The 14,873-nt window shown below is 62.5% G+C and carries 14 protein-coding genes; 13 read left to right on the forward strand and 1 reads right to left on the reverse strand.

Annotation, left to right across the window (positions count from 1 at the left end; translation table 11 throughout):
- Positions 1 to 6: 6 nt before the first annotated feature.
- From aroC to nusB, 6 genes are all read left to right on the forward strand, one after another.
- Complete coding sequence (gene aroC / locus J3A64_RS05350) at positions 7 to 1,206, forward strand: chorismate synthase (RefSeq protein WP_014921976.1); 1,200 nt, start codon at positions 7 to 9, stop codon at positions 1,204 to 1,206.
- Positions 1,207 to 1,253: 47 nt separating this feature from the next.
- On the forward strand, positions 1,254 to 1,763 hold the full coding sequence (locus J3A64_RS05355; protein ID WP_286176181.1) for a shikimate kinase: 510 nt from the start codon (positions 1,254 to 1,256) through the stop codon (positions 1,761 to 1,763).
- A complete protein-coding gene (gene aroB, locus J3A64_RS05360) occupies positions 1,760 to 2,851 on the forward strand; it encodes a 3-dehydroquinate synthase (RefSeq protein ID WP_011774959.1) in 1,092 nt (363 codons plus the stop codon). Before J3A64_RS05355 ends, aroB begins: the two co-directional genes overlap by 4 nt.
- Positions 2,848 to 3,369, forward strand: coding sequence for a lipopolysaccharide assembly protein LapB (locus tag J3A64_RS05365; RefSeq protein ID WP_210063763.1), 522 nt, complete (start codon positions 2,848 to 2,850; stop codon positions 3,367 to 3,369). The genes aroB and J3A64_RS05365 overlap by 4 nt, the downstream gene beginning before the upstream one ends.
- Before the next feature lie 155 nt (positions 3,370 to 3,524).
- Positions 3,525 to 4,088 (forward strand): elongation factor P, encoded by a 564-nt coding sequence (gene efp / locus J3A64_RS05370; RefSeq protein WP_011774957.1) that lies wholly within the window; start codon positions 3,525 to 3,527, stop codon positions 4,086 to 4,088.
- Positions 4,088 to 4,498, forward strand: coding sequence for a transcription antitermination factor NusB (gene nusB, locus J3A64_RS05375; RefSeq protein WP_011774956.1), 411 nt, complete (start codon positions 4,088 to 4,090; stop codon positions 4,496 to 4,498). Before efp ends, nusB begins: the two co-directional genes overlap by 1 nt.
- Before the next feature lie 112 nt (positions 4,499 to 4,610).
- Here the strand turns inward: nusB and J3A64_RS05380 are convergent, their stop codons facing one another.
- The gene (locus J3A64_RS05380) at positions 4,611 to 5,894 is read right to left on the reverse strand and encodes a PrsW family intramembrane metalloprotease (protein WP_011774955.1); all 1,284 of its coding nucleotides are present in this window, start codon (positions 5,892 to 5,894) and stop codon (positions 4,611 to 4,613) included.
- 110 nt (positions 5,895 to 6,004) lie between these two features.
- Between J3A64_RS05380 and pyrR the strand changes: the two genes are divergently transcribed.
- From pyrR to pyrF, 7 genes are read left to right on the forward strand one after another with little or no spacing between them, the layout of a single operon-like run.
- On the forward strand, positions 6,005 to 6,589 hold the full coding sequence (pyrR, locus tag J3A64_RS05385) for a bifunctional pyr operon transcriptional regulator/uracil phosphoribosyltransferase PyrR (RefSeq protein ID WP_014921974.1): 585 nt from the start codon (positions 6,005 to 6,007) through the stop codon (positions 6,587 to 6,589).
- The gene (locus tag J3A64_RS05390; protein WP_210063764.1) at positions 6,586 to 7,593 is read left to right on the forward strand and encodes an aspartate carbamoyltransferase catalytic subunit; all 1,008 of its coding nucleotides are present in this window, start codon (positions 6,586 to 6,588) and stop codon (positions 7,591 to 7,593) included. Before pyrR ends, J3A64_RS05390 begins: the two co-directional genes overlap by 4 nt.
- Complete coding sequence (locus J3A64_RS05395; RefSeq protein ID WP_011774952.1) at positions 7,593 to 8,918, forward strand: dihydroorotase; 1,326 nt, start codon at positions 7,593 to 7,595, stop codon at positions 8,916 to 8,918. Before J3A64_RS05390 ends, J3A64_RS05395 begins: the two co-directional genes overlap by 1 nt.
- Complete coding sequence (locus J3A64_RS05400; protein WP_011774951.1) at positions 8,918 to 9,439, forward strand: hypothetical protein; 522 nt, start codon at positions 8,918 to 8,920, stop codon at positions 9,437 to 9,439. The genes J3A64_RS05395 and J3A64_RS05400 overlap by 1 nt, the downstream gene beginning before the upstream one ends.
- Positions 9,420 to 10,667 carry a glutamine-hydrolyzing carbamoyl-phosphate synthase small subunit gene (gene carA / locus J3A64_RS05405; RefSeq protein WP_210063765.1) on the forward strand — a complete coding sequence of 416 codons (1,248 nt, stop codon included), beginning with the start codon at positions 9,420 to 9,422 and terminating at the stop codon, positions 10,665 to 10,667. The genes J3A64_RS05400 and carA overlap by 20 nt, the downstream gene beginning before the upstream one ends.
- On the forward strand, positions 10,667 to 13,975 hold the full coding sequence (gene carB, locus J3A64_RS05410) for a carbamoyl-phosphate synthase large subunit (protein ID WP_210063766.1): 3,309 nt from the start codon (positions 10,667 to 10,669) through the stop codon (positions 13,973 to 13,975). The genes carA and carB overlap by 1 nt, the downstream gene beginning before the upstream one ends.
- Positions 13,968 to 14,843 carry an orotidine-5'-phosphate decarboxylase gene (gene pyrF, locus J3A64_RS05415; protein WP_210063767.1) on the forward strand — a complete coding sequence of 292 codons (876 nt, stop codon included), beginning with the start codon at positions 13,968 to 13,970 and terminating at the stop codon, positions 14,841 to 14,843. Before carB ends, pyrF begins: the two co-directional genes overlap by 8 nt.
- Positions 14,844 to 14,873 lie beyond the last annotated feature (30 nt).

Here is a 14,873-nt window from a genome sequence, read left to right on the forward strand (position 1 = left end):
GGTTATATGTTGCGTTGGTTGACTGCCGGTGAATCCCATGGTCCGGCCCTGATCGGAATTGTTGAAGGCGTGCCTGCCGGTGTTGAACTCACCAGCGGGCAGATTCGTGACGCGTTGGCGCGTCGCCGCCTGGGCTATGGCCGTGGTGCCCGCATGAAGTTCGAGCAGGACGAGGTCACCATCATGGGTGGCGTCCGCCACGGACTCACTCAGGGTGGCCCAGTAGCCATCCAGGTTGGTAACACCGAGTGGCCCAAGTGGGAGCAGATCATGTCTGCTGATCCCGTGGACCCTGAAGTCCTCGCCGACCAAGCCCGCAATGCACCTCTGACTCGTCCGCGTCCCGGGCACGCCGACTTCACGGGAATGCAGAAGTATGGGTTCGACGAAGCCCGTCCGGTCCTCGAGCGTGCCAGCGCACGCGAGACCGCCACACGCGTGGCACTAGGTACCGTTGCTGCCCAGTTCCTGAAGCAATTGGGTATCGAGCTGGTCAGCCACACTGTTTCCATCGCCAGCGTGACCGTTCCTGAAGGACGGCCCCTGCCGTTGCCGAAGGACGTCATAGCGCTTGACGCAGATCCCTTGCGCTGCTTCGACCGTGAGACGTCGAATGCGATGGTGGCCGAGGTGGATGCCGCCCACAAGGAAGGCGAAACCCTTGGTGGCGTAGTGGAGGTCTTGGCATACGGGCTTCCCCCGGGACTTGGCAGCTACGTCCACTGGGATCGTCGCCTCGACTCCCGCCTCGCGGCCGCACTCATGGGTATTCAGGCTATTAAGGGAGTAGAGGTCGGCGACGGCTTCCTCACGGCCGCCCGTCGCGGTTCTGCTGCACATGACGAAATCCTTAAGGACGAAAACGGCAAAATCGTTCGTCAGACCAACCGCGCCGGTGGAATCGAAGGTGGTATGAGCATCGGTGAGGTTCTTCGCGTTCGGGCAGCCATGAAGCCGATCGCAACCGTTCCGCGTGCACTGCGCACCATCGACGTGAGTACCGGTGAGCCTGCTAAGGCCCACCACCAGCGTTCGGATGTCTGCGCGGTTCCCGCCGCCGGCGTTGTTGCCGAAGCCATGGTGGCACTGGTTCTCGCAGAAGCTGTTGCGGAGAAATTTGGTGGCGACTCCGTGCCGGAGACCCAGCGGAACCTGCAGAGCTACCTCGAGAGCATCCCGGCCACCCTGGACTCGGTCGGCCGGTAGTGGGCCGCGCTATCCCGGATGGCCGCCCCGTTGTCCTCGTAGGCCCCATGGCCGTTGGAAAATCGGCGATCGGCCAGCAACTGGCCCAGCAACTCCATCTCCCGTTCGTGGACACCGACGCAGTGGTGGTTGCTGCCCACGGCAGCATCGCAGATATTTTCGCCGGCAGGGGAGAACACGCCTTCCGCCAGATTGAAGCGCGGACTGTGGCCAAGGCCATCGAGTCGGCCAAGGTCGAGCCCGCCATTATTTCCCTGGGCGGAGGTGCGGTGCTTGACTCCGGGACCCAGCAACTGCTGGGGGAGTGCACCGTGGTCTATCTGGAGTGTGACGCGGAAACAGTCGCAGACAGGATTGCGCGGAACACAGGCAGACCCCTGCTGCAGGGCGACGCCATGACCCGCTGGGAAGCTTTGTTTGCCACCAGGCGCCCGGTCTATGAGCGTCTCGCGGACATAGTCATGGATGTCCGTTCCGGGTCCGTGGCGGAAATCGGCCTCCTATTGGAGGAGCGGCTGCTCCAGCATGCAGCCTTGAAAGAGGAAGTTGAAAAGTGAGCAACGAAGCAACTGTCATCAAGGTGACCGGCCAGTCCGTTAATGAGAACTACGACGTCGTGGTGGGCCGCGGCCTGTTGGACACGCTGCCTGCCAAGCTCGGCGAGCGTGTACGGCGAGTACTGGTGATCCACCCGAGGGCCCTCCGGCTGACCGGCGATACCGTCCGGGACGAGCTTGAAGCTGCGGGATTCACGGCCCTCACGGCCGAAATCCCGGATGCCGAAGAAGGCAAACACATCCAGGTGGCCGCTTTTTGCTGGCAAGTGCTGGGCCAGAATGATTTCACACGCTCCGATGCCATCGTGGCAGTAGGTGGAGGCGCAGTCACGGACCTCGCCGGCTTCGTGGCAGCCACCTGGCTTCGTGGGGTCAAAGTAATCCACATGCCCACGAGTTTGCTGGGCATGGTGGATGCTTCCGTGGGAGGCAAGACCGGAATCAACACGGCCGAAGGCAAGAACCTCGTGGGCTCCTTCCATCCGCCGGCCGCTGTCCTGGCCGACCTGGACACACTCCAGACGTTGCCGAAGAACGAGCTCATTTCCGGGATGGCCGAGGTCATCAAATGCGGCTTCATCGCTGATCCCGCGATCCTCGACCTCGTCGAGAAGAACACCGACGCTGTGATGGACCCGGGATCGGATGTTGTCCGCGAGCTCATTGAACGCGCGATTTCGGTTAAGGCCGATGTCGTTTCCCAGGACCTCAAGGAATCCGGCCTCCGCGAAATCCTGAACTACGGTCACACGCTTGGCCACGCCATCGAGCTCGTTGAACGATACTCATGGCGTCACGGTGCCGCCGTTTCCGTGGGAATGATGTTCGCTGCCGAGTTGTCCCGCAGCGTGGGGCGTTTGTCCGATGCCGATGCAGACCGCCACCGCACCATCCTGGAGAGCCTCGGTTTGCCCATCACGTACCGCAGGGACCGCTGGCAGGGTCTTCTGGACGGAATGCGCCGGGACAAGAAGTCCCGCGGCGATCTTCTCCGGTTCGTGGTCCTCGACGGCGTAGCCAAGCCGGGCATCCTGGAAGTCCCTGACACGTCACTCCTGTTTGCCGCATACCAGGAGATCGCATCATGACTGTCACTCTGCGCGAAGGCGTCAGTGATTGGCCCACAGCCGGCTTCCCCGGAGTCCGGATGAACCCGGATACTTTGCTTCCCGTGGTTGTCAATGAGGAAGTCATGGAGTCCGCCCTTGCGGCCTCGGAAGACCCCGCGGATCGCATCATGGCTCTCCTGCTGGATAACCAGCCGAACGAGGCAGCGGAGCTGTTGGCCGAAGCGCGCTACAAGGATCCGGAGTCGTTCCGGTTGAGGATTTTTGAAGCTGAAGTCCACCGCGCAACCAACCGGCTGGACCGTGCTGTGCAGTTGTTCAGGCATCTCTTGCAGGATGTCCAAGGCAGCTCGAAGGAAGCTATCGTGCACCAATATCTGGGCCGGGCATATTTCGTCAGCGGGAACGCGCTTGCCGCATCCGAGGAATTCGCCAAGGCCCTGAATCTGCGCGTAGCCATGGCTGCTGATGCCGCGCTGATCTACTCCTCCGCCGTAGCCCTGCAAAGGGCGCGGAATGTCCTGGAACTGGCTTCCTGACGCCCCGGGAAACCGCGCCCGCAAGTCTTAGGTGTATTTGCCGGTAGAATGGTTCTTGGATTTTTGATAAATACGCGCTGGCGGGCCGTTTGGCATGCCTGCTTGGCATAGACAAACTGGCAGCTTGAACCAGTGAGAGAAACCAGAGGATACGAGTGGCAACCACAAACGACATCAAGAACGGGACCGTACTGAAGCTCGAGGGCCAGCTCTGGAACATCATTGAGTTCCAGCACGTCAAGCCGGGCAAGGGCGGAGCGTTCGTTCGCACCAAAATGCGCAACGTCATGTCCGGCAAGGTGGTCGATAAGACCTTCAACGCCGGCCTGAAGATTGAAACCGCAACGGTTGACCGCCGTGACTACCAGTACCTGTACCAGGACGGCGAAGATTTCGTCTTCATGGACACCCAGGACTACGACCAGATCACCGTGTCCGGCGCTACTGTAGGCGACGCTACCAACTTCATGCTCGAGAACCAGATGGTCAATATTGCCATCCACGAGGGCACGCCGCTGTACATCGAATTGCCCCCGAGCGTCGTCCTTGAAATCACCTACACGGAACCGGGCCTTCAGGGCGACCGCTCCTCGGCGGGCACCAAGCCCGCAACTGTGGAGACGGGCTACGAAATCCAGGTTCCCCTGTTCGTTGAGCAGGGCACCAAGGTCAAGGTAGACACCCGCGATGGCAGCTACTTGGGCCGGGTCAACGACTAGTGAGCGCACGCGGTAAAGCCCGTAGCAGGGCGCTTGAAGTACTTTTCGAGGCAGAGCAGCGCTCTGTTTCGGCTTTCGACGCGATGACAGCGCGTCGGGAGAAGACCGATCTTGTCATCAACCCGTACACGGTGGAAATCGTGGAAGGTGTCGTTTCCATGCAGGCGACCATCGATGAGTTCCTGCAGACCTACGCTCAAGGCTGGACGTTGGAACGGATGCCGTCGGTAGACCGCATCATCCTTCGCATTGGCGCCTGGGAACTTCTCTACAATGACGAAGTTCCGGACGGAGTAGCTGTCAGCGAAGCCGTGGCCCTCGCCAAGACGATGTCCACGGACGAGTCGCCGGCCTTCATCAACGGGCTTCTTGGCCGTTTGCAGAAGCTCAAACCTTCTCTCCTCGCGTAGGCATTCACAGCGATGAGCTATGCGCGGTAAGACAAACCGCGATAAGACAAGAAAGGACCCGCATCCGCAGGATGCGGGTCCTTCTTGCGTTACTGGAGGACGGCCTCTTGCGTCACTGAAGCACCGCCGCCCGGAGCGTGGGGATCCTGCGCAGATGCTCAAGCTCATCGTGCTGGTGGATGTGGACGTCGCGGCCACTCAGTATCCGTTGCCGGGTAAACGCCAGTGCAGTGGCACCTTTGATGAATGACTTCATCTGGTGACCACGCCCGCGCGAGGACGCCCAGCGAACGGCCTGTCGGCGGCCTCGTGACGTGGCCAGCATCTCCACTTCAGCTGGAGTGAACCAACCTGCCCGGGCGTACTCGAGGAGCCGTTGGCGGGTGAGCTTTCCTTCGGCGACACGGAGAAGGATGATGCCTGCGGCGGCGACCAGGAAGATCGGCACCTGGACCACAAAGTACTCCACCAGGAAGTTCTGTCCCATGCTGTTCCAACGGTTGTGCAGGAACATCGCGGGCAGCAAGCCGACGAAGAACGCAAGGACCGCGTACCCTGAGTGCCATTTCCGGGCGGCGAAGCCCATAATCAGTCCGGTTGTTCCCGTGAACACCGCGTGGGCGAACGGGGACATGACCCCGCGGAGGATGAAGATGCGGACCAAGTCAGTTCCGGGATCGGCGGACGAGGCTATTTCGCGACCAAAGTAGAGGATGTTCTCCGTGAAGGCGAAGCCGGCGGCGATGGTGAAGGCGAACACGACACCGTCAACAGGTCCGTCAAAGTACTTGCGTGCTGCCAAAATCAGCACCAGCAGCCCCAGCGATTTGGTGAACTCTTCCACGATGGGGGCCTGCACCGTGGCCATGAAGTAGGTGAAAGCTTCTTCGCTGGAGGTTGGTGCGGCAAGTGCGAAGAGCGGCTGGATCAGCAACGTACCGGCAATGGAGACGGCCGCACCCCACGTAAAGGCGAACCAGAGGAGTCGTTTCGGCTCGGGCTCCCAGCGGTCGATCAGGCGCACCGTCAGCAGCACCACTGACAGCGGAATCAGGGAGGCAATGAATCCGATCACGAAACCGGTGATGCCGGTGTTGCCCAGCAGAAACGGCACTACCAACAACAGACTGCCCAGAACCAGCACAGTTCCCGCAATGAGCAGGGGGAGCATCCCCCAGGACCGGCGTCCCGGGGGTGTTGGCGGTGCGGCCCAGGTTTGCTGGGGTAGTGACGTCGGATTACCCGGGGCGGGTTGATAGTTCCCCGGCTGCACGCGGCCGATCCAGGTGGGGTTGGCACCAGGTTCCAGGTATGGCCGCGGATAGGGCTGGCCGTGGTGGTTCATGGTCATGGGCAAGAGCCTATTCCACAGTACGGAGTGTGAGCTTAAACTCACGCTTCACTGGCGTCCCCGGTGAGATGGGAAAGAGGCGCTGTGGTAGCTTTGAAAAGCAAATATTCCTTTTTTAATTCCGTCCCGTGAGGCGGGGAAAGGGGAGACGAGCGATGACTGAAGTCACTTCAGCGCACGTGCCGTCGCGGGTTGTTCTCAATCAGGCGGACATTGATCGTGCGCTCACTCGTATCGCCCACGAGATCCTCGAAGCCAATAAAGGCTCCCAGGACCTTGTCCTGTTGGGCATTCCCAGCCGCGGCTATCCTTTGGCAGTGCGGCTTGCCAACAAAATTGCAGCCGCCGACCCCACGGTGAACGCCGAGACGATGGTTGGCCAGCTGGATGTCACCATGTTCCGTGACGACCTCTCCCATCAGCCCACGCGGCCCCCACGCCACACACGGCTCCCGTTGTCCGGGATCGACAACAAGGTTGTTGTCCTGATCGACGACGTTCTTTATTCCGGTCGGACCATTCGCGCCGCGTTGGACGCTTTGGTTGACCTTGGCCGCCCACGGATCGTCCGCTTGGCTGTGCTGGTGGACCGGGGCCACCGCGAGCTTCCCATCCGGGCAGACCACGTGGGCAAGAACCTGCCCACTTCCTCATCCGAAAAAGTCCGGGTGCACCTCGAGGAGATCGACTCCGTGGACGGCGTGCCCGTCAACGAGGTAGTAATTGAGGCTGGCAAGTGAAGCACCTCCTTTCCACCGAAAACCTCAGTCTCTTCGACGCCATTCGTGTTCTGGACACGGCGGAGGAGATGTCCGCCGTCGGCGAGCGTGAAGTAAAGAAACTACCGGCACTCCGCGGCCGCACCGTGGTTAATCTTTTCTTCGAAGACTCCACCCGTACCCGTATCTCCTTTGAGGCGGCAGCCAAACGCCTGTCAGCGGATGTTATCAACTTCGCCGCCAAAGGATCGTCGGTTTCCAAGGGGGAGTCCCTTAAGGACACCGCGCAGACACTCGCAGCCATGGGCGCGGACGCCGTCGTTATCCGCCACTGGGCTTCCGGCGCGCCGCACAGGCTCGCCGCCACCGACTGGATAGACGCAGCTGTCATTAACGCCGGCGACGGTACCCATGAGCACCCTACCCAGGCACTGTTGGATGCGTTCACCATGCGCCGCCATTGGTCGCAGGTCAACGGTACTGAGTCCACGGGAGCAGATCTGAAGGGCATGCGCGTAGCGATCGCCGGGGATGTCTTGCACTCCCGTGTCGCCCGGTCCAACGTTTGGTTGCTGAAGACCCTTGGCGCCGAGGTCACCTTGGTGGCGCCGCCTACTCTGCTGCCCATCGGCGTGGAGCACTGGCCTTGCAAAGTCAGCTACAACCTGGACGAGACGTTGGAAGCAGGCATCGACGCCATGATGATGCTGCGTGTCCAGGGTGAGCGCATGAACGCGTCCTTCTTCCCCTCAACCCGCGAGTACTCGCGCCGCTGGGGTTTCGATGACGCCAGGCTCCGGATGCTGGACGACCTCGGCATGAAGGACACCATCATCATGCATCCAGGCCCCATGAACCGGGGGTTGGAGATATCTTCTGCGGCCGCAGATTCACCGCGTTCCACCGTGCTCGCGCAGGTGCGGAACGGTGTCTCGGTCCGCATGGCCGCCCTTTACCTGCTGCTCTCCGGGGACTCCCGCGAAGCCGCCCCGAACGTAAGCCAGTCCAGCAAGGAGACCAACTGATGGCCGAGAACACCTACCTGATTCGTGGGGCCGCCATCCTCGGCGGCGAAGCTGAAGACCTCTTGATTCGTGACGGCGTTATCGAAGCACGCGGCAAGGACCTGTCGGCCGACGACGCAACTGTCATTGACGCCCAGGGCCTCGTGGCCCTGCCGGGCATGGTGGACGTTCATACCCACTTGCGCGAACCAGGCCGCGAAGACGCCGAAACGGTGGAAACCGGTACCCGGGCTGCAGCATTGGGCGGCTTCACAGCTGTCCACGCGATGGCCAACAGCAACCCGGTGGCCGACACTGCAGGTGTCGTGGAGCAGGTTCACAGCCTGGGCCGTGCGTCCGGCTGGGTGGATGTGCGCCCTGTCGGCGCGGTGACGGTGGGCTTGGCCGGCGAGCAGCTCGCCGAGTTGGGTGCCATGGCTGACTCCCGAGCCCAGGTCCGGATGTTCTCCGACGACGGTATCTGCGTACACGATCCCGTCCTCATGCGCCGTGCCCTGGAATACGTCAAAGCGTTCGACGGCGTGGTGGCCCAGCATGCGCAGGAGCCGCGCCTTACCGCCGGTGCTCAAATGAATGAAGGCACTGTGTCTGCGGTGCTCGGACTCACCGGCTGGCCGGCTGTTGCAGAGGAAAGCATCATCGCCCGCGACGTTCTGCTTGCACAGCATGTTGGTTCCCGCCTCCACGTATGCCATGTCTCCACTGCAGGTTCCGTGGAGATCGTGCGCTGGGCGAAAGCGCGAGGGATCAACGTTACTGCCGAGGTCACCCCGCACCACCTGCTCCTCACCGATGAACTGGTCCGCAGCTACGACCCCGTGTACAAGGTCAACCCCCCGCTGCGCACCGACGCCGATGTTCAGGCGCTCCGCGAGGGTTTGGCCGATGGCACCATCGACGTGGTGGGAACCGACCACGCCCCGCACCCCAGCGAGCATAAGGAATGCGAGTGGGCGCAGGCAGCCATGGGCATGACCGGTCTTGAAACTGCCCTGTCCGTGGTCCAGGAGACCATGATCGAAACCGGCCTCATGACGTGGGCCGACTTTGCAAGGGTCACGTCCTTCACGCCCGCAGTCATCGGTCGCGTCGCCGATCAGGGCCGTCCGTTGGAGGTTGGCGAGCCGGCCAACGTCATTCTGGTGGACCCGGCTGCGCGTTGGACCGTTGACCCCCATAAAATGGCAACCATGGGCCGCAATTCACCGTTCAAGGGCAAAGAGCTGCCCGGATCCGTGGTGGCGACCTTCTTCAAGGGCCACCCCACGGTGCTTGATGGCCAGCTCAACACGCCGTACAGGTACCCGGCAGTCAGCAGCAACTGATGGACAACCAAACACTGACCGTGCTCATCACGGTGCCGCTGATCGTCATCGTTTTGGCGATGATCTGGCTGGGGTGGCGGAACCGGCTAAGGCGACAAGCCGACGTCGAACGCCTCCCCGAGGTGCCGGAGCAGCTGACGCCGGCCACCGTTGTCTCGGACGGCCAGTACGTTGCCACCACCACGGCGGGCGACTGGCTGGACCGGATAGCAGTCCAGGGCCTGGGTATCCGGACCAACGCGGAACTGAGCATCCACGCTGAAGGTGCGTTGTTCGACCGTTCAGGCGCCGCCCCGGTGTTCATCCCGCGCTCAGCCCTGGTGGACAGCCGCGAAGCCAACGGAATGGCCGGGAAGTTCGTCGAAAAGGACGGACTCCTGGTCATCAACTGGAAGCTTGGCTCCCGGGAACTCGACACCGGATTCCGTTCCAGGCACGCAGCCGACAAGCAGCTCCTCCTCGAAGCCCTCCAAGAATTGATCTCCGCAGCCCCTCAGGCAGATGCCGATAGTGGAAAGTAATAAAGTGACGGATAGTAAAGCAGCCACCACACCCGCCCCCTCAGCAGCAGTACTCGTGCTCGAAGACGGCCGCATGTTCCGCGGCCGCAGCTACGGAGCCCAGGGAACGGCTCTCGGTGAGGCCGTCTTCGCCACCGGCATGACCGGGTACCAGGAGACCATCACTGATCCCTCCTACGCCCGCCAGCTTGTGGTCCAGACCGCGCCTCACATCGGCAACACAGGCGTCAACAGCGAAGACGCTGAATCCCGCCGCATCTGGGTAGCCGGATATGTTGTGCGCGACGCCGCCCGCCGCCCCTCAAACTGGCGCTCCGAACGCAGCCTCGATGATGAACTGGTGGACCAGGGAATCGTTGGCATCCAGGGCGTAGACACTCGCGCCATCACCCGCCACCTCCGCGAGCACAAAACCATGCGCGCCGGCATTTTCTCCGGCGAGGCCGCACAGGCCAGCGACAAGGAGCTCCTGGACGCTGTCCTTGCCAGTGCGCCCATGGAAGGCGCAGCGCTGGCTGAGGAAGTCTCCATTGATGAGGCCTACGTTGTGGAACCCAAGGACCACGGCTGGGAAGGTGAGCCGCGCTTCTCCATCGCGGCGGTTGACCTGGGCATCAAGGCCATGACGCCGGTCCGCTTCGCCGAGCGCGGCGTGCGCGTGCACGTCCTGCCTGCAACGTCCACTCTTGAGGACGTCAACGCGGTCAACCCGGACGGCTTCTTCATGTCCAACGGACCTGGCGACCCCGCTACAGCTGACCACCAGGTCTCGCTTCTGCGCTCGGTGCTTGAGGAGAAGCTCCCATACTTCGGCATCTGCTTCGGTAACCAGATCCTCGGCCGCGCCCTGGGTTTCGGCACCTACAAGCTCCGTTACGGCCACCGCGGCATCAACCAGCCCGTCATGGACCGCCGCACCGGCAAGGTGGAAATCACCTCGCAAAACCACGGTTTCGCCGTTGACGCACCGCTGAACGGTTCCACCGTGGCGCCGGAAGAGCGCTTCGGCCGCGTGGAAGTAAGCCACGTTTCGTTGAACGACGACGTCGTTGAAGGACTCGCCTGCCTCGACATCCCGGCGTTCTCGGTCCAGTACCACCCCGAAGCCGCGGCCGGACCGCACGATGCTGCGTACCTCTTTGACCGCTTCATCGACCTCATGGCCGACACCAAGTCCAAGGCCACAGGCGCCAACTCCACCGACTCCAAGACTGAGGACAAGAAGTAATGCCCAAGCGTACAGATCTCAAGAGCGTCCTTGTCATCGGTTCCGGCCCCATTGTCATCGGCCAGGCGGCTGAGTTCGACTACTCCGGTACCCAGGCGCTTCGCGTCCTCAAGGAGGAGGGCCTGCGGGTCATCCTGGTGAACTCCAACCCGGCCACCATCATGACGGACCCGGAGTTCGCCGATGCCACGTATGTGGAGCCCATCACTCCTGAGGTGGTGGAGAAGATCATCGCCAAGGAGCGCCCGGACGCCATCCTGCCCACCTTGGGTGGCCAGACTGCGTTGAACGCGGCCATCGCGCTGGACAAGAACGGTGTGCTGGAGAAGTACAACGTGGAACTCATCGGCGCGAATATTGCGGCCATTGAGCTCGGCGAAGACCGCGAGAAGTTCAAGGGCGTCGTGGAGCGTTGTGGCGCAGAGTCCGCACGCAGCCACATCATCCACACCATGGAAGAGGCCTTCGCTGCTGCCGAGGACCTGGGCTACCCCATGGTGGTTCGTCCGTCCTTCACCATGGGTGGCCTGGGCTCCGGGCTGGCTTACAACGAGGACGACCTCCGCCGCATCGTCGGCCAAGGCCTCCAGTACAGCCCCACCACCGAGGTCCTGCTCGAAGAGAGCATCCTCGGCTGGAAGGAATACGAGCTCGAGATGATGCGCGACAAGAACGACAACGTCGTTGTTGTGTGCTCCATCGAGAACTTCGACCCCGTAGGTGTCCACACCGGTGACTCCATCACGGTCGCCCCGGCGCTGACCCTCACGGACCGCGAGTACCAGAAGCTGCGCGACGTCTCCATCGCGGTCATTCGCGAAGTGGGCGTGGACACCGGTGGTTGCAACATCCAGTTCGCCATCGATCCCGCCACGGGTCGTGTGGTGGTCATCGAGATGAACCCCCGCGTATCCCGTTCCTCCGCCCTGGCCTCCAAGGCAACCGGCTTTGCCATCGCCAAGATCGCCACCAAGCTGTCCCTTGGCTACACCTTGGACGAGATCCCGAACGACATCACGCAGAAGACGCCGGCCTCGTTCGAGCCCACTTTGGACTATGTAGTGGTCAAGGTTCCGCGCTTTGCCTTTGAGAAGTTCCCGGCAGCCGACAACACGCTGACCACCACCATGAAGTCTGTTGGTGAAGCCATGGCCATGGGTCGCAACTTCACCGAGGCCCTGCAGAAGGCGCTTCGCTCACTGGAGCAGAAGGGCTCGCAGCTGGACTTCAGCTCCGTGCCGGAGTACGAGGTTGCCGAGCTCATTGAGAAGGCCAAGCGCCCCACCACGGACCGCCTGCACCAGGTGCAGCGCGCGCTCCTGGGCGGCGCCACGGTGGAAGACCTCTTCGAAGCCACAAAGATCGACCCCTGGTTCCTGGATCAGCTGCAGCTCTTGAATGAGACCGCGCAGGAGATCCGCAAGGCCGGCGTCCTCACGGAGGAAATGCTGCGCAACGCCAAGCGCCACGGCTTCTCCGACGAGCAGATCGGTGCTTTGACGCACAACAACGAGGCCGTGGTCCGGGGCGTCCGCCAGGCGCTAGGCATTCGTCCGGTCTACAAGACGGTTGACACCTGTGCAGCAGAGTTCGCCGCCTACACCCCGTACCACTACTCGTCCTATGACGAGGAAGACGAAGTAGGCCTGCACGCCAAGCCCTCCGTCATCATCCTGGGCTCGGGCCCCAACCGCATTGGCCAGGGAATCGAGTTCGACTACTCCTGCGTCCACGCCTCCATGGCGCTGCGCAAGGCCGGCTATGAGACGGTCATGGTCAACTGCAACCCCGAGACCGTCTCCACGGACTACGACGTCTCCACGCGTCTCTACTTCGAGCCGCTGACCCTTGAGGACGTCCTTGAGGTCATTGCCGCAGAGGAGCGCACCGGTGGCGTTATGGGCGTCTTCGTACAGCTCGGCGGCCAGACCCCGCTGAAGCTGGCCCAGCAGCTCGCCGACGCCGGTGTTCCGATCCTGGGCACCTCGCCGGAAGCGATCGACCTCGCAGAGCACCGTGGAGCCTTTGCCCGCGTCCTGGATGAAGCCGGCCTGACCTCCCCGAAGAACGGCACCGCCGTTTCCTTCGAGGACGCCAAGAAGATCGCCGACGAAATTGGCTACCCGGTGCTGGTCCGTCCGTCCTACGTCCTGGGCGGCCGCGGCATGGAGATCGTCTATGACGAAGCCAACCTCTCCCGCTACATCGCAAACGCCACCGAAATCACCCCGGACCACCCGGTGCTGATTGACCGCTTCCTTGAAGATGCGGTCGAAATTGACGTCGACGCACTCTTCGACGGCACCGACATGTACCTCGGCGGCATTATGGAACACATCGAAGAAGCGGGCATCCACTCCGGTGATTCCGCATGCGTGCTTCCTCCGATTACTCTTGGCAACAACGTGATCGAGCGTGTGCGCACGGCAACCCGTGCCATTGCCGAAGGTGTAGGCGTCCGCGGACTTATCAACATCCAGTTCGCGCTGGCCTCGGATGTCCTGTACGTCCTTGAAGCCAATCCGCGCGCTTCCCGCACCGTTCCGTTCGTCTCCAAGGCAACGGGCGTGCAGATGGCCAAGGCTGCTGCCCTCATTGGTACTGGTGTGACCATCAACCAACTCCGCGGCGCTTACAAGATGCTGCCGGAAACCGGCGACGGTTCCACCCTGCCTTTGGACGCCCCGGTTGCCGTCAAGGAAGCGGTCCTTCCGTTCAGCCGCTTCCGTACTCCTGAAGGCAAGGTTGTCGACTCCCTGCTCGGCCCGGAAATGCGCTCCACCGGTGAAGTCATGGGCATCGACAAGCACTTCGACACCGCGTTCGCCAAGAGCCAGGCCGCTGCGAACAACGCCTTGCCTACCGAGGGCAAGATCTTCGTCTCGGTGGCCAACCGTGACAAGCGCTCCGTGATCATGGGCGTCAAGCGACTCTCGGACCTGGGCTTCGAGATTGTTTCCACCGGTGGCACTGCTGACGTCCTGCGCCGCAATGGCATCCAGGCGACTCCGGTCCGCAAGGTGGCAGAGGGCAGCAGCGCCGAGGGCGAAGGCACCATCGCGGATCTGGTCATAGCCGGCGAGATCGACATGGTCTTCAACACGCCCTCCGGTGGCGAAGCCCGCAGCGACGGATACGAGCTCCGTGCCGCGGCAACGTCGATCGGCATTCCCTGCATCACCACCGTTGCCGAGTTCAACGCCGCAGTGCAGGCCATTGAGGCACTGCGCACCTACGAATGGTCGGTGACCAGCCTGCAGGAGCACGCAGCCAACCTGTCGGCGGCAATGGAAGCAGCCAATGCCTGAGTCTGCTTCACCCCAGCAAGAGCAGCAGCCGGTCCGGGAGTCTTTTGGCTCCCGGCTGGCTGCCGCCATGGCCGCGCGCGGCCCGCTCTGCGTCGGAATCGACCCCCACCCGCAGCTTTTGGCTGATTGGGGATTGACCGACGACGCCGCGGGGCTGGAGCGCTTTTCGTTGACAGTCGTGGAGGCCGTGGCTTCCCTCGCTGCCGCGGTCAAGCCGCAGGTGGCGCTCTATGAGCGTCATGGCTCCGCCGGCATGGCGGCCCTGGAGCGCACTCTGGCCGCATGCGCTGAGGCAGGCGTGCTCAGTATCGCCGATGCCAAGCGCGGGGACATCGGCTCCACCATGGCGGCTTATGCGGATGCTTGGCTGCGGGATGGTTCGTCCTTGGCTGCGGACTCGGTGACCCTGAGCCCGTACCTTGGCTTTGAGTCGCTGCGGCCGGCTTTGGATCTTGCTGCGCATTATGGCAGGGGAGTGTTCGTGCTTGCACTGACATCGAATCCTGAAGGAAAGTCTGTCCAGCACGTTGGCGGAGGCGACTCCGTGGCGCGCCGGATGGTTGCCGCTGCTGCAGCGGAGAACCAGCGGTATCAGGGCGTTCTAGGTTCCGTCGGTTTGGTTGTTGGCGCTACTATCGGTTCCGCGCTTGAGGACCTGGACATCAACTTGGCTCCTGTCCGCGGCGCGATCCTCGCCCCCGGACTCGGCGCGCAGGGCGCTACTCCTGCTGATCTTCGGGCGACTTTCGGCCATGCCTATCCCTCAGTCCTGGCGACCTCCAGCAGGGGGATCCTGGCCGCTGGTCCGTCTTTGGCGAGCCTGCGTGCCGCAACAGCAGAGACGCTGGACGGGCTTCGCTCCGAGTAAGTTGCCCACCCTCATTGCGCAACCGGGCCC

It is taken from the genome of Pseudarthrobacter sp. PvP004, assembly GCF_017876035.1.
Lineage (GTDB): Bacteria > Actinomycetota > Actinomycetes > Actinomycetales > Micrococcaceae > Arthrobacter > Arthrobacter aurescens_A.